This window comes from Cellulomonas wangsupingiae (assembly GCF_024508275.1).
Taxonomy (GTDB): domain Bacteria; phylum Actinomycetota; class Actinomycetes; order Actinomycetales; family Cellulomonadaceae; genus Cellulomonas; species Cellulomonas wangsupingiae.
The window spans coordinates 471,982-494,247 of sequence record NZ_CP101989.1 but is presented as its reverse complement, the minus strand read 5'-3'; the positions used below and the strand labels follow the sequence as shown (position 1 = coordinate 494,247).

General features: G+C 70.5%; 24 protein-coding genes and 1 pseudogene. 4 read left to right on the top strand and 21 right to left on the bottom strand.

What is annotated here, in order from left to right:
• Window positions 1–86 precede the first annotated feature (86 nt).
• A complete protein-coding gene (locus NP075_RS02425; protein WP_227564910.1) occupies window positions 87–1,736 on the top strand; it encodes a glycoside hydrolase family 27 protein in 1,650 nt (549 codons plus the stop codon).
• Complete coding sequence (locus NP075_RS02420) at window positions 1,733–3,556, top strand: family 43 glycosylhydrolase (RefSeq protein WP_227564909.1); 1,824 nt, start codon at window positions 1,733–1,735, stop codon at window positions 3,554–3,556. Before NP075_RS02425 ends, NP075_RS02420 begins: the two co-directional genes overlap by 4 nt.
• 139 nt (window positions 3,557–3,695) lie before the next feature.
• On the opposite strand, the gene NP075_RS02415 is transcribed toward NP075_RS02420, so the two are convergent.
• Window positions 3,696–3,917, bottom strand: coding sequence for a PLDc N-terminal domain-containing protein (locus tag NP075_RS02415; protein ID WP_227564908.1), 222 nt, complete (start codon window positions 3,915–3,917; stop codon window positions 3,696–3,698).
• A gap of 380 nt (window positions 3,918–4,297) precedes the next feature.
• On the opposite strand from NP075_RS02415, the gene NP075_RS02410 reads away from it, so the two are divergent.
• Window positions 4,298–4,675 (top strand): cupin domain-containing protein, encoded by a 378-nt coding sequence (locus tag NP075_RS02410; protein WP_227564907.1) that lies wholly within the window; start codon window positions 4,298–4,300, stop codon window positions 4,673–4,675.
• A 31-nt stretch (window positions 4,676–4,706) separates the two neighbouring features.
• Here NP075_RS02410 and NP075_RS02405 read toward each other — a convergent pair whose 3' ends face one another.
• The 8 genes from NP075_RS02405 to NP075_RS02370 all read right to left on the bottom strand — a co-directional run bounded on the left by NP075_RS02405 (window position 4,707) and on the right by NP075_RS02370 (window position 9,939).
• Window positions 4,707–5,822: an FUSC family protein gene (locus tag NP075_RS02405; protein WP_227564906.1), complete on the bottom strand. Its 1,116-nt coding sequence runs from the start codon at window positions 5,820–5,822 to the stop codon at window positions 4,707–4,709.
• A 415-nt stretch (window positions 5,823–6,237) separates the two neighbouring features.
• Entirely contained in the window at window positions 6,238–6,624 is a 387-nt protein-coding gene (locus tag NP075_RS02400) for a nuclear transport factor 2-like protein (protein WP_227564905.1), read from the bottom strand.
• A 311-nt stretch (window positions 6,625–6,935) separates the two neighbouring features.
• A complete protein-coding gene (locus NP075_RS02395; RefSeq protein ID WP_227564904.1) occupies window positions 6,936–7,790 on the bottom strand; it encodes an alpha/beta fold hydrolase in 855 nt (284 codons plus the stop codon).
• A gap of 209 nt (window positions 7,791–7,999) precedes the next feature.
• On the bottom strand, window positions 8,000–8,413 hold the full coding sequence (locus NP075_RS02390; RefSeq protein ID WP_227564903.1) for a type II toxin-antitoxin system death-on-curing family toxin: 414 nt from the start codon (window positions 8,411–8,413) through the stop codon (window positions 8,000–8,002).
• On the bottom strand, window positions 8,410–8,595 hold the full coding sequence (locus tag NP075_RS02385) for a hypothetical protein (RefSeq protein WP_227564902.1): 186 nt from the start codon (window positions 8,593–8,595) through the stop codon (window positions 8,410–8,412). Before NP075_RS02385 ends, NP075_RS02390 begins: the two co-directional genes overlap by 4 nt.
• Window positions 8,596–8,676: 81 nt before the next feature.
• Window positions 8,677–9,063, bottom strand: coding sequence for a PIN domain-containing protein (locus tag NP075_RS02380; RefSeq protein WP_227564901.1), 387 nt, complete (start codon window positions 9,061–9,063; stop codon window positions 8,677–8,679).
• A complete protein-coding gene (locus NP075_RS02375) occupies window positions 9,060–9,335 on the bottom strand; it encodes a type II toxin-antitoxin system Phd/YefM family antitoxin (RefSeq protein ID WP_227564900.1) in 276 nt (91 codons plus the stop codon). Before NP075_RS02375 ends, NP075_RS02380 begins: the two co-directional genes overlap by 4 nt.
• Window positions 9,336–9,438: 103 nt before the next feature.
• Complete coding sequence (locus tag NP075_RS02370) at window positions 9,439–9,939, bottom strand: CGNR zinc finger domain-containing protein (protein ID WP_227564899.1); 501 nt, start codon at window positions 9,937–9,939, stop codon at window positions 9,439–9,441.
• 101 nt (window positions 9,940–10,040) lie between these two features.
• Here NP075_RS02370 and NP075_RS02365 point away from each other — a divergent pair, with 101 nt between their 5' ends.
• Window positions 10,041–10,904 carry an alpha/beta fold hydrolase gene (locus tag NP075_RS02365; RefSeq protein ID WP_227564898.1) on the top strand — a complete coding sequence of 288 codons (864 nt, stop codon included), beginning with the start codon at window positions 10,041–10,043 and terminating at the stop codon, window positions 10,902–10,904.
• Between the two features lie 53 nt (window positions 10,905–10,957).
• On the opposite strand, the gene NP075_RS02360 is transcribed toward NP075_RS02365, so the two are convergent.
• From NP075_RS02360 to NP075_RS02305, 12 genes and pseudogenes are all read right to left on the bottom strand, one after another.
• On the bottom strand, window positions 10,958–11,854 hold the full coding sequence (locus NP075_RS02360) for a sulfurtransferase (RefSeq protein WP_227564897.1): 897 nt from the start codon (window positions 11,852–11,854) through the stop codon (window positions 10,958–10,960).
• A gap of 137 nt (window positions 11,855–11,991) precedes the next feature.
• Window positions 11,992–12,120, bottom strand: coding sequence for a hypothetical protein (locus NP075_RS02355; RefSeq protein ID WP_255629868.1), 129 nt, complete (start codon window positions 12,118–12,120; stop codon window positions 11,992–11,994).
• Window positions 12,121–12,183: 63 nt separating this feature from the next.
• On the bottom strand, window positions 12,184–12,390 hold the full coding sequence (locus tag NP075_RS02350) for a hypothetical protein (RefSeq protein WP_227564896.1): 207 nt from the start codon (window positions 12,388–12,390) through the stop codon (window positions 12,184–12,186).
• Window positions 12,391–12,548: 158 nt separating this feature from the next.
• Window positions 12,549–12,695, bottom strand: a pseudogene (locus NP075_RS02345) (class 1b ribonucleoside-diphosphate reductase subunit beta); the annotation flags it as partial.
• Between the two features lie 243 nt (window positions 12,696–12,938).
• Window positions 12,939–14,606 carry a ThiF family adenylyltransferase gene (locus NP075_RS02340; protein WP_227564895.1) on the bottom strand — a complete coding sequence of 556 codons (1,668 nt, stop codon included), beginning with the start codon at window positions 14,604–14,606 and terminating at the stop codon, window positions 12,939–12,941.
• Window positions 14,603–15,586: an SMODS domain-containing nucleotidyltransferase gene (locus NP075_RS02335; RefSeq protein WP_227564894.1), complete on the bottom strand. Its 984-nt coding sequence runs from the start codon at window positions 15,584–15,586 to the stop codon at window positions 14,603–14,605. The genes NP075_RS02340 and NP075_RS02335 overlap by 4 nt, the downstream gene beginning before the upstream one ends.
• Window positions 15,587–15,596: 10 nt before the next feature.
• Window positions 15,597–16,784 carry an SAVED domain-containing protein gene (locus NP075_RS02330; RefSeq protein ID WP_227564893.1) on the bottom strand — a complete coding sequence of 396 codons (1,188 nt, stop codon included), beginning with the start codon at window positions 16,782–16,784 and terminating at the stop codon, window positions 15,597–15,599.
• 663 nt (window positions 16,785–17,447) lie between these two features.
• The gene (nrdF, locus tag NP075_RS02325) at window positions 17,448–18,428 is read right to left on the bottom strand and encodes a class 1b ribonucleoside-diphosphate reductase subunit beta (protein WP_227564892.1); all 981 of its coding nucleotides are present in this window, start codon (window positions 18,426–18,428) and stop codon (window positions 17,448–17,450) included.
• Window positions 18,429–18,474: 46 nt separating this feature from the next.
• Window positions 18,475–20,622, bottom strand: coding sequence for a class 1b ribonucleoside-diphosphate reductase subunit alpha (nrdE, locus tag NP075_RS02320; RefSeq protein ID WP_227564891.1), 2,148 nt, complete (start codon window positions 20,620–20,622; stop codon window positions 18,475–18,477).
• Window positions 20,592–21,008 (bottom strand): class Ib ribonucleoside-diphosphate reductase assembly flavoprotein NrdI, encoded by a 417-nt coding sequence (gene nrdI, locus NP075_RS02315; RefSeq protein ID WP_227564890.1) that lies wholly within the window; start codon window positions 21,006–21,008, stop codon window positions 20,592–20,594. Before nrdI ends, nrdE begins: the two co-directional genes overlap by 31 nt.
• Window positions 21,009–21,189: 181 nt before the next feature.
• The gene (nrdH, locus tag NP075_RS02310) at window positions 21,190–21,435 is read right to left on the bottom strand and encodes a glutaredoxin-like protein NrdH (RefSeq protein WP_227564889.1); all 246 of its coding nucleotides are present in this window, start codon (window positions 21,433–21,435) and stop codon (window positions 21,190–21,192) included.
• Between the two features lie 554 nt (window positions 21,436–21,989).
• Window positions 21,990–22,223, bottom strand: coding sequence for a chemotaxis protein CheW (locus tag NP075_RS02305; protein ID WP_227564888.1), 234 nt, complete (start codon window positions 22,221–22,223; stop codon window positions 21,990–21,992).
• Window positions 22,224–22,266 lie beyond the last annotated feature (43 nt).

Sequence of the window (22,266 nt, the reverse complement as noted above, 5' to 3'; positions counted from 1 at the left end):
GTCCGCGGGGTTGATCCGGCCCGTCCGCGGGCCACGTCCACGAGGAGACCTCCGTGTCACGCACCCGTCCTCGCTCCAGGCTCCGCATGCTCGCCCTCGTCCTGGCCCTGCTCGCCGCGCCCGCCGCCGCCCTCGCCGCGCCCGCCGCGGCCGCCCCGACCCCCACCGTCCAGGAGCCGGCTCCCCTGCCGCCGCTCGGCTGGAACAGCTGGAACACGTTCTACTGCAACATCAACGAGCAGATGATCCGCCAGGCGGCGGACTCCATGGTCAGCTCCGGCATGGCCGCGGCCGGCTACCAGTACGTCGTCGTCGACGACTGCTGGATGCAGGACACGCGCGGCGCCGACGGAAACCTGCGCGCCAACACCTCGCGCTTCCCCTCGGGCATGAAGGCGCTCGGGGACTACATCCACTCCAAGGGCCTGAAGTTCGGGCTGTACCACGCGCCGCGCGAGAAGACCTGCGACCAGTACTTCGGCAACCGCCCCGGCACGTCGTCCAACGGCTACGAGACGCGCGACGCGCAGCTCTTCGCGTCGTGGGGCGTCGACTACGTCAAGCACGACTGGTGCGATCCGCGGGGGAACGTTCAGGAGCAGGCGGCGCTGTTCAAGAAGTTCGGCGACGCGCTCAAGGCCACCGGCCGCCCCATCGTCTACTCGATCAACCCCAACAGCGCGCACGACAACACGGCGCCGACGTACTCCGGCTGGGGTGCGTTCGCGGACATGTGGCGCACGTCGGAGGACCTCAAGGACGCCTGGTCGACCGGCTGCCCGCCGTCCGACCAGTGGTGCTTCGTCGGCATCACCGAGGCGCTGGACATCATCGAGCCGATGCGGGAGTGGACGAAGCCGGGGCAGTACAACGACCCGGACATGCTCATGGTCGGCGTCCGCAACACCCTGACGCCCACGGAGAACCGCGCCCACATGAGCATGTGGGCGATGCTGTCGGCGCCGCTCATCGCGGGCAACGACATCCGGAACATGAGCGCCGACGTCCGCAGCATCCTGACCAACCGCGACGTGCTGGCGATCGACCAGGACCCCCTGGTGCGCCAGGCCGACCGGGTGCGGGACGACGGCGACGCCGAGGTCTGGGCCAAGCCCCTGGCCGACGGGTCGGCGGCGATCGCGCTGCTCAACCGCGGCAACAGCGCGCGCAGCATCTCCGCGACGCTCGCCGAGGCCGGCCTGCCGGCAGGGACCGCGTCGTACCGCGAGCTGTGGACCGGTGCGACGGGCCAGACGTCCGACCGGATCACCGCCACGGTGCCCGCGCACGGCGTCGCGCTCTACCGCGTCACGCCGGGCACGACCACCCCGCCGCCGACCGACCCGCCGCCGACGAGCTCGACGTCCATGCTGGTCAGCGCCGCGTCCGGCCGCTGCCTCGACGCGCCGAACGGTGCGACGACGAACGGCACCAAGCCGGTGATCTGGGACTGCCACGGCGGCGCGAACCAGAGCTGGGAGGTCAGCGGCACCCAGCTGCGGGTGCTCGGCCGCTGCCTCGACGCCCCGAACGGGGCCGCCGCCGGCACGGCCGTGCAGCTCTACGACTGCCACGGCGGCACCAACCAGCAGTGGACGCTGGAGTCCAACGGCACCATCCGGGGCGTCGCGTCGGGCCTGTGCCTGGACGTCGACCGCAACCTCACCGCCAACGGCACCGGGGTCCTGCTCTGGCACTGCTCCGGCTCCGCCAACCAGGTCTGGAGCCGGCGGTGACCCGGCGGTGGCGGGTCACCGCGCTGGCGGCCGCAGCCCTGCTCGCACCCCTCGCCCTCGCCGTCCCGGCGCAGGCCGACAACCCGATCGTCCAGACGATCTACACGGCCGACCCGGCCCCGCTCGTGCACGACGGCCGGCTGTACGTCTACACGACCCACGACGAGGACGGCTCGACCTGGTTCACCATGAAGGACTGGCGGGTGTACTCGACGACCGACATGGCGAACTGGACCGACCACGGCTCCCCCATGAGCCTGGCGACGTTCTCCTGGGCGCAGTCCGACGCCTGGGCCGGTCAGGTGGTCGAGCGGGACGGGCGGTTCTACTTCTACGTGCCGGTCGTCAAGCGCGGCGGCGGCAACGCCATCGGCGTCGGGGTGTCGGACAGCCCCACCGGCCCGTTCCGCGACGCGATCGGCCGGCCCCTGGTCGACAACGCGGAGATCGACCCGAGCGTGATGATCGACGACGACGGCCAGGCGTACCTCTACTACGGCAACCCGAACCTCTGGTACGTGAAGCTCAACCGGGACATGATCTCGCTGGCCGGCAGCCCCACCCGGATCCCGCTGACGACGGCGGGCTTCGGCACCCGCCGGGGCAACGTCGCGCAGCGGCCCACCCTCTACGAGGAGGGCCCGTGGGTCTACCAGCGCAACGGCACGTACTACAACGTGTTCGCCGCCGAGTGCTGCAGCGAGTTCATCGGCTACTCCACGTCCCCCACGCCGACCGGCCCGTGGACCTACCGGGGGACGGTGATGGCCCGGCAGGGCGGCAGCTTCACCAACCACCCGGGCGTCGTCGACTACCGGGGCAGGTCGTACTTCTTCTACCACAACGGTGCACTGCCCGGCGGGGGCGGGTTCACCCGCTCGGTCGCCGTCGAGCAGTTCTCCTACGGCGCCGACGGGTCCATCCCCCAGCTGAGCATGACGACCGCCGGGCCACCGCAGATCGAGCCGCTCGACCCGTACGTCATCCAGCAGGCCGAGACGATGGCGTGGGCCGGCGGCCTGGAGACGGAACCGGCCACCGAGGGCGCCATGAACGTCGGGTGGATCGAGAACGGCGACTGGCTGCGGGTGAAGGGCGTCGCGTTCGGCACGGGCGCGGCCACGTTCACCTCGCGGGTCGCGTCGGCGGGCAGCGGTGGGCGGATCGAGGTGCGCCTCGACAGCGCGTCCGGCCCGGTGGTCGGCACGTGCACGGTGCCCGTCACCGGCGGCTGGCAGACGTGGGCGACCGTCAGCTGCCCCGTCAGCGGCGCGACCGGTACCCGGGACCTGGTCCTGCGGTTCACCGGTGGCAGCGGCAGCCTGTTCAACGTCACCAGCTGGCAGTTCACGCGCGGCGGGGGCGGCGACCCGACGCCGACACCGACGCCCACTCCCCCGTCCGGGGACGTCCGGATCATCAACCGCGCCAGCGGCAAGGTCATGGACGTGCAGGCCCCCAACCGCGACGACCTCGCGGTGGTCGGCCAGTGGACGAGCAACGGCCAGCCGTGGCAGCGCTGGCAGGTCGTCGACGCCGGCGGCGGCTACGCCACCGTGCGCAGCGTCCACAGCGGCAAGTGCCTCGACGTCAGCGGTGCGTCGGGGTCCGACGGCGCCCGCCTCATCCAGTACACCTGCCACGGCGGGACCAACCAGCAGTTCTCGTGGCGCTCCACCGGCGACGGCTACGAGCAGCTGGTGACCCGCAACAGCGGCAGGTGCGTGGGTGTGGTCGGCGGCTCGACCGCCGACGGCGCCGCGCTCGAGCAGCGCACGTGCACGTCGGCGGGCACGTTCCAGTGGAGCCGGGCGTCCTGACGCCACGGCAGCGCGACGTCGGCGGCTCCGGGAGGGCCCGGGGCCGCCGACGCGTGCTCGGGCGGTGCGGGTGCGTGGTCGTCCGGTGGCAGCGAGCGGCACGACGCAGAGAGTGGCCCCGGGGTCCGTTGTCAGAAGGTCAGGCGCCCGAGGGCGTCGACCGGTGTCTCGCGCTGAAGGCGAGGTTGATCGCCCACAGCAGCGGGCCGAGATACGGCAGGAGGACGACGATGCCCGTCCAGTACACCTTCCAGCCTGTACCAGTCTCGGAAGACCGCCAGACAGAGGTGAGCGCCGCAATCATCGCCGCTAGGTAGACGACGACAATCACCAGGTGGGTGTACGACACGTTCACGAACATCACTACCTCCTCGTAGGCGATTCGGGACTGCTACTGCCAGAGCGAGCGACGACGTGCCCGCCACCGTGAGCCCGCAGCCGGGTCAGGACGCGGCGAGCGTCCCGACCGGCGTCGTCGGCGACGCCGTCGCGGGTCAGGAACAGCCAGCCGGGCTCCGCGGTCGCTGCCTGCTGCGGCCAGCTCGCGGCACCCACCCGGCCGGCCCCGTGGACGACCACGACCTCCATGGCGGGCATCGTGCCGCACTCCCGCGGTCCGCGCGTCACCGCCGGCGGTCCGGAACCCGTCGGGCGTCACGTGGGAGCGACGACGCGCTGGAGCCACGTCGGTGCGCGGCCGTACGGTGGTAGCGAGCGGTACGACGCAGGGAGGCGGTCACCGTGGTCGGACAGGACGAGCCCACGATCCCCGGTGTGATCCCCGCCGACCGGCTGCGCATGGCCGGCAGCCGGACCCTGCGGTTCGAGGGTGCGCAGCACGGCTCCGGCGTCAGCTTCTTCCTCGTCACGAACGCCCCCGGGCAGGGGCCGGTCCTGCACCGCCACCCGTACTCCGAGACGTGGTCCGTCATCGACGGGGAAGCCACCATCCGGATCGGGGAGCACGAGGTCGTCGCACGCACCGGTGACACCGCCGTCGTGCCACCCGACACGTGGCACCGCTTCACCAACACCGGCGACGGCGACCTGCGGATGATCTGCATCCACGCGTCGCCCGTGATGATCCAGGAGAACGCTGCCGAGGATCCGCCGGGCTGACGGACCGCTGCGTCCGGTGCGCGCCGGCCCCTCAGCGGTCCGTGCGGTCGTCCTCGAGCTCCAGCGCCTCGGCGGGGCTCGTCGACAGCTGGATGCGGTCCCACGGCGTGAGCGCCGACAACGACCGCCGCAGGGTCGTCACGACGGCCGAGACGACGAGCGTGACGGCGTCCGACCCGCCGCGCTCGCCGTAGCGGTGCAGCGCGGAGACGAGCGTGGCGGTCGCGCGGTCGGCCGACCGGCGACGCCCGGGCTCCACGTCGTGCGTCGCGGCCTCCGCCGTCGTGGCGGCCAGCTCGCGCAGGGCGTCCGCGGTGGGTGTGCGCAGCTCCTCGGGGAGGTGCGACACGCTCAGGCCCCAGGGCTGGTCCTCGACCGTCGCCTGGAGGTCGTCGACGAGCAGCGCGGCACGCTGCAGGGCACGGAAGTACTCGGTCCGCCGCGCGACGTCGTCGGACCGGCGCCGCGCCCTGCGGTTCCCGCGTGCCGCCTGCCGCAGCTCGTCGACCTCCGTCCGCGCGCGGTTGAGCGGCCCGCTCAGCCCGTCGCGGTCCGGGAGCTCGACGCCGTCGCCGGCAACCGGGTCGATGACCGCGGCGAGCGAGCGCAGGTGCTCGACGCACGCCTCGCGCAGGGCGTCCAGCGCGCGATCGGTCCGCTCCAGCGGCAACGCCGGGCGGACGGTGCTGACGACGACCGTGCACGCGGCCCCGAGCAGGAACAGCCCGGCGTACGCCGCGGTGTACCCGAGCTCCTCCCCCTGCCCGACGAGCAGCACGAACATCCCGGCGACCGGCACGTACGAGCGCGCGTCACCGAACCACGGCACGCCGGCGAGCAGCATCCCGAGCCCCACGACCAGCGCGATCGCGGCGACGCCGGGGCCGAGCACCACGTCGGCCAGCACCCCGACGACCCCGCCCAGCAGGATGGCGGCGACCGTCCGCACGGCCTCCGCCACGGACCGGACGACCGCCGAGTACGTCGTCGCGACCGCGCCGAAGGGTGCGTAGAACGCGTACTCCTGCGCGCCCGGGACATGCCGCGCCAGCACCCACGCGACGGTCGCCGCCACCGCCGCCTTCAGCGCCAGCTCCACGCGCGGGTGGCGCAGGAGCCGACGCGCGGTCCCACGGTCTGTGCGCATCCGTCCAGTCGAACGCGGGGTGCGGGCACCGGCAAGGCGGCCGGGGGCAGGGTGTGCGTCCCGGTACGGCCGGACGACGACCGGCCCAGGGTGGCACGGGTCGGCGGGTGGTGGCCGGACCGTGCGCACCCACGAGCGGACTACCGCTCGAGGTCGTGCGGGACAGCGTGGCGCTCGAGCCACCCGGCCAGTTCCCCGGGTCCAGGCGCTCGTCACCTCCGACGGTTCGAGCGAACTCGTCGCCCTCGACCGCGTCCGTGAGGAGTGAGAAGCCGTTGACCTCGTCGAACGTCGCGGCACCGACACCGACACCGACATCATTTTCGCGGCGAGAGGTCAATCCAGCCCTCGCTCACCAGGTCGTCCCGCCGGACGCCGCGGGGTCAGCGATCCTGCTGCGCGCGGCGACCGACCGTCAGCGGCCGCCCTTCGCGAGGTACTCCGGGCCGTCGTAGTGCAGGCGCAGGGTGGCGATGCGCCCGTCGTCGACGGTGAAGAACTCGGCGAAGGTCACCGGGCCGCCGGGCATGGCCGCCGTGTAGAGCACCGCCGAGCCGGTGTCGTCGTGCACGTCCTGGAGGACGTCGATCCCCTCGACCGTGGCGACGAAGCCCGCCGCACCGCGCAGGAAGCCCTCGGTCGCGTCCGGCCTGTGGCCTGCGAGCGCTCCGGTGAAGTCCAGGTGGTCGCTCACCAGGCGGCGCATCACCTCGCCCTCGCCGTAGGCGGCGGCACCGCCCTCGAGGACCTCGTAGTAGTCCCGCAGGACCTGGGGTGCGTCAGGTGACAGCGTGGCAGGCATGGTGGTCCCCCTCGGATCGGCGTCGACCCTCTGATGGTCCTCGGCACCACCGACACGCGCCCCTGCACGGGCGCCCGGGCGGTCGAGACGACGACGCCGTACGAGCGGGTGCGTCGACGAAGCGGCGTCCACCACGCTCCGCCGCCCACGGACCCACAGCCACCCACCGCCGGCGGCGCCGCGTCAGCCGACCTCGACGAGTCGGCCCTGCTCGGCAGAGGTCATGGGGCTCCTCGCCGGGGACGGCGTCCCACCGCCCGGCCCGACACCGGTCGTTCATCCCGAGCACGCACGTCGAGACGCGGCACGTTCTAGTGCCCGCAGAGGGCGGTCACGGTCGACACGAACCCCTCCGGGTCGTCGAGCCACGGGTAGTGGCCGGCCCCGGGCTGCACCGCGAGGGTCGCGCGCGGGAACAGCGCGGCGTAGTCGGCGGCACGGGCAGGCGGGAGGGCCACGTCGAGCTCGCCCGCGACGAGCAGCACGGGAGCGCGCAGGGCACCGAGCGCGGCGCGGGTGCCGTCGACGTCGAGGTCGAGGTCGTAGTAGATGGCCGCAGCCTCGTCGTTGCGGCCGGCGTCGAGTGCCGGGAGCAGGTCGCGACGCTCCTCGTCCCAGCGGCCGTGCAGGAACGGGGTGATCGCGTCGGCGTCCGCGGCCGTCGCGCTGCCCGACCAGATGCGCTCGAACGCGGCCCACGCCGTGGGGAACCAGGGCTCGTCGCGGCGCTGCTCGGCCACGGCACGGCGGTCCGCGTCCGTGACCTCGACCCCCAGCACCCGCGGGCTCGGCGCGACGAGGACCATCGTGCGCACCCGCTCCGGGTACCGCGCCGCGTACATCACGGCGATCGCGGCGCCGGCCGAGTGGGCGAGCAGGTCGAGCCGGTCGGCGCCGCGGTGCCGACGCAGCGCCTCGAGGTCGTCGACCTGACGGTCGCAGCGGTAGGTGGCGACGTCCGCCGGCACCGCGGACCCGCCCGTGCCCCGCGGGTCGAGCAGCAGCAGGGGACGGTGCGACGCCAGCCCGCCGAGGTCGCCCAGGTAGGACGACGACTGCATCGGACCGCCGGGCAGGCACACGAGCGGCTGCCCCGCACCGGTGATGTGCGCGACGAGCGCCGTGCCGTCGGCTCCCTCGAAGCCGACCTCGGTCGGCCCCCTCACACGGGCCGGCCGGTGACGGGCGTCGACGTCGGGCCGGCCTGCGGCGGAGCGGGGATGGCGCGCACAGGTCGAGTATCGCGAGGCGGCAACCGGCGGGCGAGGGATATTGCGCCGCCCCGCGCAGGTCGGTGGAGCGCGCCGTCCCTCACGCAGGACTCAGAACGCCCGGTCCTCGTCCTCGGTGTTGACGGCGGCGACCACGGCGCGGGTCAGGGAGACCGGTCCGCACCGCGGTGGTCGGCGGGGTGAGGGTGCTCGGCAACGTGCTCGGGCAGCCAGGTGCCGACCTGCTCGAGGTCGAGGTGGTCGTCGCCACCGACCCCCCGGATGAACGCATCGCCCTCGCGCGGCTCGACGACGAGCGAGCACCCGTTCACCTCGTAGAGCGACGAGACGAGCACCCACGACAATCGCTCGTTGCCGTCGTGCAGCGGATGCGACCGGTTGATCGCGTCGAGCAAGGCCGCGGCCTTCAGGTGGAGCCCGACGTACGCCTCAGCCACCCAGACGACCTGCGAGGGCCGAGCCAGCGCCGACGCGAGCGCGCCCGCGTCCCGGATGTGCAGACCGAAGCGGTCGCAGATCCGCCTGGCCGTGTCGAGCGTCGGGTACCAGAGGCTCACCGGGAGAGAAGGTCGAGGAGCGTGGCGTCACGGGCGGCGACCTTGGAGATCGCGTCGTCGAACGCGTCCTCGACGACCGTCTGCTCCGCCAGCCGCCGGATCGCCAGGATCGCGGTGTCGTTCATGGACCGGTTCTCGCGTTCCGCCAGACGACGGAGCAGCGTGCTGTCCTCATCGCTCATCCGCAACGACATCGTGGGCATCCCGAGCCTCCCTGGTATCAGAGTGATGCCATCGCAGTGCCGTGCCGCCGGCGTGCGACCTCAGCGGCGGACGGGTGCGACCACCTGGACGACGTGGTCGAACGGCTGGAAGTCCGCGACGTTCTCCGTCAGGACGGCAGCGCCGTGCCGGTGCGCCTGCGCGGCGATGAGCGCGTCCTTGCCGCGGACCCTGGCACCGGACGCCCGCGCGGTCGAGGCGACGATCCCGTACGAGCGGGTGCACTCGACGTCGAACGGCAGCCAGTCGAAGAGCTCGTCGAGCTCGTTGAGCCTCCGCGTGCGTGCGGCGGTGTCCACGGCGGAGCGCGCCGCGCGGACGCCGAACTCGAGCTCGGCGCGCGACAGGATGCTCACGGCGTACTGCTCGGCAGGGTCGAGCGCGTACAGGTGCAGGTCGACGAGGACGTTCGTGTCGAGCAGGATCACGCGGGCTTCCCCCACGGGTCGACCAGCTCGTCGTCGTGCTCGAGAGCGGAGAGGTCGTCGCGGAACCTGCGGGCCTCGTCGGGGCTCATGGGCGTGATCCTCGTGAGCTCGGCCCCGTGCACCCAACGCCGCGGCGTTGGGGCCGCCGGCACCAGCGCGACACCCGTCGGGTGCCCGTGCGTCGTGACTTCCAGCGGCTCGCCGGTCTCGAGGACCCTGCGCACCACAGCGAGAGGGTTCTGCTTGAGGTCCCGCGTCCCGACCGTTGCCACGCCACCACCGTAGGCGAGGCGTAGACGTCCGTCTACACCTCGCGGGAGAAGCGCGCACCGTCCACACGCGCGTGGCGGAGCGGTCGCGCCAGCTCTTGCCCGCTCAGACCTGACGTCGCACGCGCTCCGCGTGGGCCCGCGCCTTGAGACGGTTCCCGCACGTCGCCATCGAGCACCACTTCGCCGTGCCGGGACGGCTGTGGTCGACGAGGAAGAGGTTGCACTCGTCGTTGGCGCAGGGACGCAAACGGCCCGGGAGCTCCTGCTGGACCCGCGCCCACGCGAGGACGGTGCGTGCCGCGAGCCGCTCGTCGGCCGGGGCACGCAGGTCCCAGTCGATCCCCGTGGCGGTCACCTGCGGCACGAGGACGGCGTCGCCGATGGCGGCGGACAGCTGCTGCGGCGCGTCGCGGTGCCCGCGGACGGCCGCGTGCACCGCCGCACGGGCGCGCCGCAGCGCACGGAGCTCGACGTCCGAGCCCGTGCCCCCGAACCGGGTGGCGAGCTCTTGCCCCTGCGCCCCGTCGAGCTGCTCGGTGACGGCGCCGTCGACCACCGGGCTGCTGTTGAGCACGTCCAGGAGCAGGTCCTCGTCCTCGAGCATCCTCCGCCACCTTCCTGAGCCGCCGGCCGGTCGGCCATTGCCGAGCGTACGACCCCATGCTACGGTCCGCTAACCATTAAATCCACCGTTAGGGGTTAGTAATGAGCGCCGGAACGCACCACCGGACCGTCACCGTCAACGGGCTCGACGTCTTCTACCGCGAGGCCGGGCCGCAGGACGCCCCGGTGATCCTGCTCCTGCACGGGTACCCGACGAGCTCACACATGTTCCGCCACCTCATCCCGGCGCTGTCGGACACGTACCGCGTCATCGCCCCGGACCACATCGGGTTCGGCCGCTCGTCGGCACCGTCCACCGACGAGTTCGACTACACCTTCGACGCCCTCGCCGACGTGACCGCCGCGTTCGTCAAGGCACTCGGGGTCACCCGGTACACCGTCTACGTCCAGGACTACGGCGCGCCGATCGCGTGGCGTCTCGCGCTGGCCGACCCCACCGCGGTCGAGGGCGTCATCTCGCAGAACGGCAACGCCTACGAGGACGGCTTCGTGCCGGACTTCTGGGAGCCGATCTGGGCGGACGCGGCCCACCGCACGGCCTCGACACGGGACGCGCTGCGTCCGGCCCTGGGCCGGGCAGCCGTCGAGTGGCAGTACACGCACGGCGTGCCCGACCCCTCCCTCGTCGACCCGGACGCCTGGGAGCACGACATCGCGCTGCTGCAGCGCCCCGGCCAGGACGCCGTCCAGCTCGACCTCTTCCGCGACTACGCGAGCAACCGCGACCTCTACCCCGCGCTGCACGACTGGCTCCGCACGTCCGGGGTCCCGGTCCTCGCGATCTGGGGCCGCAACGACGAGATCTTCGGGCCGGCCGGCGCCGAGGCGTTCCGCCGCGACGTACCGGGCGCCCGCGTCGAGCTCCTCGACGGGGGCCACTTCCTCCTCGAGTCCCACCTCGACGCGGTGGCCGCGTCGATCCGGGACTGGCGCAGCACCTTCTGATGCCGGCGTCCCGGTGTGCCGGGAGGACGGCCACCGGGACAGGGTCGGCGGGTTCAGCCGACGTCGACCGGGCGCCCCTCGTCCGCCGTCCACTCGGAGAGGGAACCGTCGTAGACCGCGACGTCGACGCCGGCCGCGACGTAGGCCGCGAACGCCGGGACGGTCGCCGCGATCCCGCCGCCGCAGTACGTGACGGCGCCCTGGGCGTCGAGCAGGCCGCCGTCCTGCAGGAGGCCGCGGAGGTCGGCGGGCGGCAGGAAGCGGCCGGTCGCGGGGTCGAGGAACGTGAACAGCGGCAGGTTGACGCTGCCGGGGATGCGGCCGCGGCGCGGGTACGGGCTGACCTCCTGCTCGCCGCGGAACGTCGCCGGGTCGAGCGCGTTGACGAGCAGCCCGGAGGCGGCACCCGACGAGATCTGCTCGACCTGCGGCAACGTCGCCAGCAGCTCGGGACGGACGCGCGGGGTCAGCCGCCCCGGGGTGGCACGGGCGGCCACGTCGTCCTCGGCCCCGCTCGCCACGGGCAGCCCTGCCGCCTGCCAGGCGCCGAGCCCGCCGTCGAGCACCGACACGTGGTCGTGGCCCAGCCAGCGCAGCAGCCACCACACGCGCGTCGCCCACGCGGAGCCGACGTTGTCGTACACGACGACGTGGGTGTCGTCGCCGATGCCGAGCGCGCCGAGGGCGGCGGCCAGCGCGTCCGGCGCGGGCATGGTGAACAGCTGCGGGGCGGACGTGTCCGACAGCTCGTTCGTCACGTCGACGAACGCCGCGCCCGGCACGTGCGCGTCGAGGTACGCGGCGCGCAACGGCTGCGCCGTGTACGGCTCGGCCTCGCCGTGCGTGGCGAGGGCCGTCGAGGCGTCGAGCACGACGAGGGGCACGGTGACCGCCGCCGCGGCGGCGTGCAGCTCCTCGGGGCTGACGAGCGCGGGAAGGGCAGAAGTCATGGGGCTCTCCTCGCGGGGATCGGTGTCCCACGACGCTACGCGGCGCACGCCCGACCCGACACCGCTCGCCCACCACGACCGCCGACGCATCGATCCGCGCCTGCGCCACCGTGCGACGCGTCGCGCGCGCCCAGCCGTCAGTGCGCGACGGCGTGCGCCGACAACCAGTCGGCGACGGCGTCGAGCGTCAGGTGGTCGTCACCCCCGACTGCGCGGATGAACCCGTCGCCGTCGTGCGGGTCGACGACGAGGGAGTACCCGTTCACCTCGTAGAACGACGCTACGAGGAGCCACGACAGTCGCCGTGTCGAGGGTCGGGTACCAGACGCTCACCGGGACAGCAGGTCGAGCAGGGTGGCGTCGCGCTCGGCGACTTTCGAGACCGCGTCGGCGTAGGCGTCCTCGACGACGGTCTGCTCGGCCAACCGGCGGATCGCGAGGATCGCCGTGTCGTTCATCGACCGGTTCTCGCGCTCCGCGAGGCGTCGCAGCAGCGCGCTGTCCTCGTCGCTCATGCGCAACGACATCGTCGACATGCCGACCTCCCTGGTATCACTGTGCCACCAGCGTATGCACGAGTCCCGTGCGGCGCGGACCTTCGCCGCAGCGCGCGGGCCGCGGAGCAGGCCGTCCCTCACAGCACCGCGGCCCCGTGACCAGCAGGTCACGGGGCCGCGGCAATGTTGAGCAGGACTCAGAAGTCCCAGTCGTCGTCCTCGGTGTTGACGGCCTTGCCGATGACGTACGAGGAGCCCGACCCGGAGAAGAAGTCGTGGTTCTCGTCGGCGTTGGGGCTCAGCGCGGACAGGATCGCCGGGTTGACGTCCGTCTCGTCGCGCGGCAGGTTCTCGACGACCGTGCGGGCCCGCGCCTCGACGCCGGCGACCGCCCGCCCGGGATCGGGTACGAAGGCACCGTCACGGTCAAGCCCTCGTGCGCAGCAAGCCCTGCCGCTAGACCGCCCACGAGGTAAATGCTGCCTACGTGCCAGGCGAAGCGGCTTAAGGGCGAGCCGCCGACAAGCCAGCCACGGTCCAGCGCCTGGTGTCGCTCTTGGACGATTGCATCCCGGCTCGCGCTCCTCTCAGCCTGACGTATCACTCTGGTGGGGCAAAAAGACGTAGCCCGGGGCGACTCCTGTGTGGGGAAGCGCGAACAGGTAGGTTCCGGAGGTCTGCTGGCCCGCGTGCCTGCCGATGATGTTTATCTGGATCGCGGCGACGGCCGCGAGGTCAGCGGCCGATCCGTGGAACGTCGGCACAGAGCAGCCACGGGCCGGGACGAGCTCGTCGTCCTCGCTTACTTCCCAGAACGTGCGGTACGCCTCGAGCTCTCCGGTGGCGGTGACATGAACGCCCGCCGCCGTGTCGACCGTCGGTACTTCAGTTCCCGGGGCCGCCACGACCACCATGCCGAGCGATCCGGTGGCCACGTCGGTCGCAACCTGGGCGACGAAGGCCCGCCGCTCAAAGGAACTGACGTCGAGCAGGCTGAGATAGGTGGCCATCGCGTTGGAGACGGTGGCGTCGATGATGAAGCCGCCCCCCGTCAACACATCCAGTGCATCAGGGCTGAGGGTGGAACCGACGCTCGCGGTGACCTTGAGGTCCGGGTTGATCGCTCGCAAGTGCTCTGCCAGGGCGGAGGCCTTCGCGTCGGTGACATCCGCTTCCGTAAAGTTCTGCCTTACGAGGTGTCCACCACTGACAGCTCCGTAATCGACAAGGTTGATCGACCGGCACCCGGCGCGCACTAGGTACTCAGCGATCCAGGAGCCGAGCCCTCCGCAGCCGAGGATTACGACGTCGGACTGGTGGAAGGCGTTCACGGGACGGTCCTTGTCTCGACGGGTGGAGATCGACGGTCGCTCGTCGTACAGACGGCACCACTCGATGGGACGGTCACAGACTGACATGTCAGCCGCGTCTCGCAGGTCCACCTGCCCGACGAGCAGGGAGGTGACCGTCGATGCTGGGTGCGGAACATTCACGACGAGGTGGACGGACCCAGCCTCGTCGCTGCGCCGACGCGCGACACGCGCCTGCAAGGCGCGCAGGGCGGACGCCGCGTCGGGCTCGCCGAGCTCGCGGAGCACCTCATACACGCTGCGGCCCGCTCCGGTGTATAGGGGCCCGGGCATCCGCAGGACGAGGACGCGCTCGTCCTCCGGGCGTCGTTGCGTTCGGTGCAGGTCGAGGCGGGCGTTCGCTCCATGGCGGCTGAGCCACGCCAAGGAGAGGCGGCGCGGGTCGTCGAACTCTTCCCTGCACACGACCGGTTCCGCGTTGCCGTGAGCGTACTGGAGTCCGCCGACCGCGTGGAACAGAGCGGTGTCCGCGTCGAACCGATCCGCAAGTGCGTCTTCGAACCACCGGAACAGCCGGTCGAGGAAGCCGCGCGCGCCAACGAGCGGGTTCCACTCCCGTGCGGGGTCGAGGTAGACACAGAGCTGGCCGTCGCTCAGAACGTGCGGGACACCGAGGAACCGGTCGTGCGTGACGCCGACGACTGGCGGGGCGAGAGGACTCGACGGGATCAGGACGACGAGATCCTCGATGTCGTGTGCCTCCATACCGCCCGGTGACCGGCTCATGCTTCCTGTCGCCAAGCGCAGCCGAACCTTCAGAAGGTCACCGTTCAGCGCCCCGCGGGCGACTTGCACGAGGGTCTTTGGGGACTCACGCTGCAGCTCACGCAGATCGGCGAGGAATCCCTCCTGGTACGGGGTACCGAGAGGGTCACGGCGGTTCACCCGGCACGGCCGACGCGGCCGTTGCTCGGGGCGGCGCCGGCGACGACGAACGGGCTGGCTGATGCCGTCGTCGTAGTCGCAAACCCGAAACCGTCGCCGAACAGGGCACGCCACTTCCGGGTGCTCTCCTCGGCGTCCGGCTCGTCGAGCGAGTCGCGCATCTGAGCGGCGTGGGCGTGGATCCGAGCACGGAAGAAGCTGTAGGAGTTTTGCGACCACCGGTGGTTGAACGTCGTTTGCGGCGACGATGGGTCGACGACGTCCGGCATCAGCGGCCTGGCTTGCAGCCAGTCGTCGAGCGACTCCATGAGCGCCACGAGCGTCACGGGCACGTTCTTGTACGCGCCCGGCTGTACGAACTCCTTGAGCGAGTCCGCCTGATTGCCGAGCAGAGTCGTCAGGATGATCGACGGGGTGCCGGTGAATGAGTTCTTGTGGTCGCGCAGGTACTTCAGCAGGCGCACGGAGCGGCGGAAGTTGCTGTGGGTGATCTCATCGCGCTTCTTCATCCAGGCGGTGTAGCCCGCTGGGTCGGAGTCCTCCCACTCGCCGGTCTGGCGGTTCACGATCCGCTGCCCCCAGGGGGTGTCCACGTACGGGACCAGGTCGACGTGACACTCGTTGGCGTACTGCACGCGCACGCACCGCGTCTTCATCGTGACCTTGCCCTGGTAGCCGGAGCGCTCGAGCGCCCGCTTGAGCGAGGAGATGTAGCGACCCTTGTCGCTCTCCCAGTCGGGGTTCGCAGTCATGTGGATCAGGACGTCGGCGTCGTACTCCTGGGCCTTCGGGGGCTTGATGATCATGCGGTGGGCCCAGGAGCCTTGCTTGGTCTTCCCCGTGACGAGGGCGCCGACCTCGGCGTCGCTGCGAAGCACCCCGAAGATGGTTTCGACGCGGTCGTCGAGCTGGTCCAGTCGCCACTGCGGGAGGTTGACCGTGTCACGCAGCAGCGTGTCGAAGTGCTTGACCTGCTCCATCGTCGTTCTCCTACTCAACCGGGTCGGTGATCGTGGGGGTGGGCATGTACGTACCGTTCGCCAGTTGGTAGACCACGAAGGCCGGGTGTGCCGCGCGCATGCGCGCGCGACCCATGCGGACCGCGAGGCTCGCGGGCACGGATGCGACGACGTGCAGGGTCCGGACGTTCGGGCACCGCTCCTCGACGAGGGCGAGGGATCTCGTCCATGCCGCGGACGCGGCATCGAGGTCCGCGCGCGTCTCCAGCACGCCTGCGCGGGCGTCCTGCCCAGTGAGGGCCATACGTGCGCGCGGCAGCGGCTCGACATCCTCAGGCAGTCGGCCGACTCGCGCGGTCCCCGAGACGGCGACCTCGATGACCAGTTCGGTGGCGGATGCGTCGCGCGGAACGTCGATGTCGAACTTAACCGGGGGTCCCTCTCGCCGGGTTCGCCACATCCACGCCCTGGCCTCGTGGTCGTCACGGTGCCGGTCGAACACCCGGACCGTCGTGGTGTCGTCCAGCAGGGCACCCAGGTTCATCAGCAGCGGGATCGGCGCGAGCGCGAACACCGACAGGTCGGCATCGGCGCCCTGTTCGATGCTCCTCCTGATCTTCCGCACCTGGGCCACGATGGTCTTCATCGCGTAGGCCCAGTCGGACGGGTCGTCGAGGGCTTCCGGGAGCTTGACGCAGATGTCGCTCCGCAGGCCCCCGTCCATGTGCGCGGTCAGACCTTCCTCGACGAGAGCGTGGGTGATCTGCCGGCTTCCGACGGTGACGCGCTCGGACCGGACCGTGCTCTCGGTGGTCACCACGAGGGTGCGCTGCAGGGTCGAGAAGTCAGTGACACGGCGGACGCGCGCCTCGTGCTCCTCCTTGCGCTGGGACAGCACGCCCTCGGTCCAGATCTCGACGTTCTGCGGGTCGTCCACCATCCGATGACATGCGTGGCAGAGCAGCATCAGGTTCGACTCGGCAGCGCGGGCCTCCTCGTCAAGCGGGCTGTTGCCACGCGGCGACTTCGGTCCCGAGGACGCGCCGACGATGTGTGCGACCTCTCCGACCTTGGTGGTGTGGATGTGCCACGTGCGCTCGTCGAGCAGGTACGCCGCGCACAGAACACAGCGGCCCGCGGCCTTGACCCACACACGCAGTTCGACCCCGCGGGCCAGCGCAGTGCGCGCAACCTCGGTGTCACGTCTGATCTCGGCCACGGCCACACCTCCTTTCTACCGATGGGAACTGACACGAGGTCGCAGCGCTCCGGTCGCAGGTAGCGGTCGACTGGAGACCCGAGCACTGCTGCTTGTGTTACATGCCCTGTCGTTCGGGCGAGTCGAGAAAGGGCTCAGCGCGGCCCGCCCCTGACTTCCTCGGCGCCTCGCCTTCGGCGCGCACCCGCGTCCATGCCGCGCGATATGTGAGCACGCGCGAGCATGTGCGATGAGTTGCACGCCCTATCGACTCCGACGCCACCGTCGACGTCGGAGATCACGAGCGGCGGCTGAGCCCATTGGCGGCGGGAACGGCAGATGGCGGGCCGCTTCGACTGCTCGGCGGCCCGCCGTACTGTTCAGCGACCCCGCTTCGGGCTCTGGGACAGGGCGGACGCTGCAGCGGACTTCGCCGCCTTCGACGACTTCGGGTTCGCCAGGACCTTGCTCGCGGCCGAGGCGGCCTTAGCACCGGTCTGCCGGGTGTTTCGTGCCAACTTGATCACCTCCTCCCGTGCCGGCTTGCACAGCGGCACGTCGAGGTGTTCTCCTGCGTGGGTAGCACCCCAGCACGAGCCTCTCGTGTGCCTCGGACGCCCGACCTGCCAGTCGGGCGTTCGTTGTCTCAGGACCAGCGGCCGGAGCCGCCTCATCCTCCGCGACTCAGAAGTCCCAGTCGTCGTCCTCGGTGTTCACGGCCTTGCCGATCACGTACGACGAGCCCGACCCGGAGAAGAAGTCGTGGTTCTCGTCGGCGTTGGGGCTCAGCGCGGAGAGGATCGCCGGGTTGACGTCCGTCTCGTCGCGCGGGAAGAGCGCCTCGTAGCCGAGGTTCATCAGGGCCTTGTTGGCGTTGTAGCGCAGGAACTTCTTGACGTCCTCGGTCAGGCCGAGGTCGTCGTAGAGGTCCTGCGTGTACTCCACCTCGTTGTCGTACAGCTCGAACAGCAGGTTGAACGTGTAGTCCTTGAGCTCCGCGCGCTCCGCCTCGCTGACCAGCTCGAGGCCCTTCTGGTACTTGTAGCCGATGTAGTACCCGTGCACCGCCTCGTCACGGATGATGAGGCGGATGAGGTCGGCCGTGTTGGTGAGCTTGGCGCGCGACGCCCAGTACATGGGCGCGTAGAAGCCGGAGTAGAACAGGAACGACTCGAGCATGGTCGAGGCGACCTTGCGCTTGAGCGGCTCGTCACCCCGGTAGTAGTTCAGGACGATCTCGGCCTTGCGCTGCAGGTTCGGGTTCTCTTCCGACCAGCGGAACGCCTCGTCGATCTCCTTGGTGGAGATCAGCGTGGAGAAGATCGAGGAGTACGACTTGGCGTGCACCGACTCCATGAACGCGATGTTCGTGTAGACGGCCTCCTCGTGCGGGGTCAGCGCGTCGGGGATGAGGCTGACCGCGCCGACCGTGCCCTGGATGGTGTCCAGCAGCGTCAGACCGGTGAAGACGCGGGTCGTCATCGTCTTCTCGGCCTCGGTGAGGGTCGCCCAGGACTGGATGTCGTTGGAGACCGGCACCTTCTCCGGCAGCCAGAAGTTGCCGACGAGGCGGTCCCAGACCTCCGCGTCCTTCTCGTCCTGCAGCCGGTTCCAGTTGATCGCCGACACGCGGTCGACCAGCTTCAGCTTGCCCGTGCTCATCATGTGTTCGTTCCTCAGTCTCGTCGAAGGCGTCGTCGCAGGTGGGGCGTCAGAGCATGCAGCTGACGCAGCCCTCGACCTCGGTGCCCTCGAGCGCCATCTGCCGCAGGCGGATGTAGTAGATCGTCTTGATGCCCTTGCGCCACGCGTAGATCTGCGCCTTGTTCAGGTCGCGCGTGGTGGCGGTGTCCTTGAAGAAGAGCGTGAGCGACAGGCCCTGGTCGACGTGCTGCGTCGCCTCGGCGTACGTGTCGATGACCTTCTCGAAACCGATCTCGTACGCGTCCTGGTAGTACTCGAGGTTGTCGTTCGTCATGAAGGGCGCCGGGTAGTAGACGCGCCCGATCTTCCCCTCCTTGCGGATCTCGATCTTCGACGCGATCGGGTGGATCGAGCTCGTCGAGTGGTTGATGTACGAGATCGAGCCGGTCGGCGGCACCGCCTGCAGGTTCTGGTTGTACAGACCGTGCTCGGCGACGAGCGCGGCCAGCAGGCGCCAGTCGTCCTGCGTGGGGATGCGCACGCAGGCCTCGTCGAACAGCGCCTGCACGCGCGCGGTGCGCGGGGTCCACGTCTGCTCGATGTACTTGGTGAAGTACTCGCCGGTCGCGTAGGTCGACTTCTCGAACCCGTAGAACTTCTCCCCGCGCTCCTGCGCGAGCAGGTTCGACGCGCGGATCGCGTGGTACGCCACCGTGTAGAAGTACATGTTCGTGAAGTCCAGGCCCTCGTCGGACCCGTAGAAGATCCGCTCGCGCGCCAGGTACCCGTGCAGGTTCATCTGGCCCAGGCCGATGGCGTGGCCGCCGGCGTTCGCCTTCTTGATCGACGGCACCGACTCGATGCTCGTCTGGTCCGAGACGGCCGTCAGCGCGCGGATCGCGGTCTCGACGGTCTTGCCCAGGTCCGGGGAGTCCATCGACAGCGCGATGTTCATCGAGCCCAGGTTGCAGGAGATGTCGCGGCCGACCTCGGCGTACGACAGGTCCTCGTTGTACGTCGACGGCGTCGAGACCTGCAGGATCTCCGAGCACAGGTTCGAGTGCGTGATCTTGCCCTCGATGGGGTTGGCCCGGTTCACCGTGTCCTCGAACATGACGTACGGGTAGCCCGACTCGAACTGGATCTCGGCGAGGGTCTGGAAGAACTCGCGCGCGTTGATCTTGGTCTTGCGGATCCGGCCGTCGTCGACCATCTCGTAGTACTTCTCGGTGACGTTCACGTCGGCGAACGGCACGCCGTAGACACGCTCGACGTCGTACGGCGAGAAGAGGTACATCGGCTCGTTCTTCTTCGCCAGCTCGAACGTGATGTCCGGGATGACGACGCCGAGCGACAGCGTCTTGATGCGGATCTTCTCGTCCGCGTTCTCGCGCTTGGTGTCGAGGAAGCGGTAGATGTCCGGGTGGTGCGCGTGCAGGTACACCGCACCGGCGCCCTGGCGCGCACCGAGCTGGTTGGCGTACGAGAACGAGTCCTCGAGCAGCTTCATCACGGGGATGACGCCGGAGCTCTGGTTCTCGATGTGCTTGATGGGCGCGCCGTGCTCGCGGATGTTCGACAGCAGCAGGGCCACGCCGCCACCGCGCTTCGACAGCTGCAGGGCGGAGTTGATGCCGCGCGCGATGGACTCCATGTTGTCCTCGATGCGCAGCAGGAAGCAGGACACCGGCTCGCCGCGCTGCGCCTTGCCGAGGTTGAGGAACGTGGGGGTCGCGGGCTGGAAGCGGCCCGAGACGATCTCGTCGACCAGGTTCGTCGCGAACTGCTGGTCACCCTCGGCCAGGGCGAGCGCGACCATGCACACGCGGTCCTCGAAGCGCTCGAGGTACCGCTTGCCGTCGAACGTCTTCAGCGTGTACGACGTGTAGTACTTGAACGCGCCGAGGAACGTCTGGAAGCGGAACTTCTTCGCGTACGCGTGCTGGAACAGCGACTTGATGAACGCGCGGTCGTACTGCGCGAGCACGGCCGGGTCGTAGTACTTGTTCTCGACCAGGTAGTCGAGCTTCTCGTCGAGGTCGTGGAAGAAGACCGTGTTCTGGTTGACGTGCTGCAGGAAGAACTCGCGCGCGGCCTGCCGGTCGGCGTCGAACTGGATCTTCCCGTCCGCGTCGTACAGGTTGAGCATCGCGTTGAGGGCGTGGTAGTCCAGCCCCGTCAGGTCTACGCGGGTATCTGTGACTGTCGCTGCCAAAATCTTCCCAATCCCTCGCGGACGCGGGTGACGTCCTCTGTGGTTCCCATGAGCTCGAAGGCGTACAGGTACGGCACGTGGCACTTGGAGGCCACGATGTCGCCGGCGATGCAGTACGCCTCACCGAAGTTCGTGTTGCCGGCCGCGATGACGCCGCGGATCAGCGCACGGTTGTCCTCGTCGTTGAGGAACTTGACGACCTGCCGTGGCACCGCGCCGCCCTCGTTGCCGCCCCCGTAGGTCGGCAGCACGAGCACGTACGGCGCGCTGACGTGCAGGAACTCGTCCGTGGGCCGCAGCGGGATGCGCCGCGCCCCCAGGCCGAGCTTCTGCACGAAGCGGTGGGTGTTGCCCGACGCGGAGGAGAAGTAGACGAGGTTGTCCATCGCCGCCCTCCCTGTCCGTGTCGTCGTGCTGCTCGTCGTCACCGACCGGGTCCGGACGCACCGCGGCTGCCTCGCATACCGGTCGACCGCTCGGCGAAAGCCTGCCGGGCCGACGCGGCGTGAGCCGTGCGTCGGCCCGGGGCGTCCGGGGCGACGGGCCGCCGGGGGCCCGTCGGTGGTGTCAGGCGACCTGCGTCGCCAGCTTGTCCGCGAGCGCCTTGATGCGGTCCGGGCGGTAGCCCGACCAGTTCTCGCCGCCTGCGACGACGACGGGCGCCTGCAGGTGGCCGAGCGACATGACGTAGTCACGCGCGTCGGCGTCCTGCGAGATGTCGACCACCGTGTAGTCGTGGCCGAGCTTGTCCAGGGCGCGGTACGTGGCCGTGCACTGCACGCATGCCGGCTTGCTGTACACCGTGATGGTCATGTCTGCTCCCCCGAGCTGTGTGGTCGTCGTGTGTTCACCGTCGCGGCCGCGACACCCGGGGGCCGGAGGTCCTGCGTCGCCCTCGCCGGTCAGCCGGCACCCCCGCGAGGGGGCTTGCCGAGCTGCTGACGAGGTCCGCGTGACCCCCGTGTGGTTCGGGGCGAGCCGTCTGTCTAGACACTACACCTGGGGTCTGACATAGCAAGCCGCCACTAGGTGTTGTGTTACAGACGTGTCGTTCTTCACCCTGTGCGCAGCTTCGCGCACTCCCTGTGGACGCCGGGACCGCCCCCTGACGTGCGGCGACGTGCGTCCGCCACCCGACACGCCGCGGCGACCCACAGCCGTGTGCACACCGAACGGCGGCGTGTCCCCAGGGCCGTCCACAGGCGCTTCGCGCGCGTTGTCGGCTTTGCCGCACGGGCGTGCCGGAACGTGACGTGCACGAGCCCGACGTCCGCGGGGGGACGTCGGGCTCGAGAGCTGCTGCGGACCGGGGTCCGGCCCGCCCGGGCCGGGTGCGCCTCGTCGCGCACCCGGTGCGGGCGGTGGCCTCAGAAGGACGTGAGCGCGCGGCCGAGGGCCGCGAGGACGACCAGCGAGCCGCTGGTCCAGACGAGCACGGAGCCGAGCAGGTAGCCCACGTACTGCAGGCGCTGGCGTGCGGTGCCCTCGAAGTACGGGGCGGGGGCCCAGCGCACGGTCTCGGTGAGGTGGCGCAGGCGGGTGCGGAGGGGAAGACGGGGGGCGGCTGTCGTCGGGTGACGGTGCCAGGTGGCGGCGGACACGGGAACACGCTCCTGTAGGTGCGACGGATACGGCGGCCGGGTT

Bases quoted from the DNA above. Each gene is read 5' to 3' on its own strand.
- NP075_RS02365 (WP_227564898.1), top strand. From the start codon at position 10,041: ATGAGCGCCGGAACGCACCACCGGACCGTCACCGTCAACGGGCTCGAC.
- nrdF (WP_227564892.1), bottom strand. From the start codon at position 18,428: ATGATGAGCACGGGCAAGCTGAAGCTGGTCGACCGCGTGTCGGCGATC.
- NP075_RS02350 (WP_227564896.1), bottom strand. From the start codon at position 12,390: ATGTCGACGATGTCGTTGCGCATGAGCGACGAGGACAGCGCGCTGCTG.
- NP075_RS02360 (WP_227564897.1), bottom strand. From the start codon at position 11,854: ATGACTTCTGCCCTTCCCGCGCTCGTCAGCCCCGAGGAGCTGCACGCC.
- NP075_RS02385 (WP_227564902.1), bottom strand. From the start codon at position 8,595: ATGAGCGATGAGGACAGCACGCTGCTCCGTCGTCTGGCGGAACGCGAG.
- nrdI (WP_227564890.1), bottom strand. From the start codon at position 21,008: ATGGACAACCTCGTCTACTTCTCCTCCGCGTCGGGCAACACCCACCGC.
- NP075_RS02415 (WP_227564908.1), bottom strand. From the start codon at position 3,917: ATGTTCGTGAACGTGTCGTACACCCACCTGGTGATTGTCGTCGTCTAC.
- NP075_RS02405 (WP_227564906.1), bottom strand. From the start codon at position 5,822: ATGCGCACAGACCGTGGGACCGCGCGTCGGCTCCTGCGCCACCCGCGC.
- NP075_RS02425 (WP_227564910.1), top strand. From the start codon at position 87: ATGCTCGCCCTCGTCCTGGCCCTGCTCGCCGCGCCCGCCGCCGCCCTC.
- NP075_RS02400 (WP_227564905.1), bottom strand. From the start codon at position 6,624: ATGCCTGCCACGCTGTCACCTGACGCACCCCAGGTCCTGCGGGACTAC.
- NP075_RS02370 (WP_227564899.1), bottom strand. From the start codon at position 9,939: ATGCTCGAGGACGAGGACCTGCTCCTGGACGTGCTCAACAGCAGCCCG.
- nrdH (WP_227564889.1), bottom strand. From the start codon at position 21,435: ATGACCATCACGGTGTACAGCAAGCCGGCATGCGTGCAGTGCACGGCC.
- NP075_RS02335 (WP_227564894.1), bottom strand. From the start codon at position 15,586: ATGGAGCAGGTCAAGCACTTCGACACGCTGCTGCGTGACACGGTCAAC.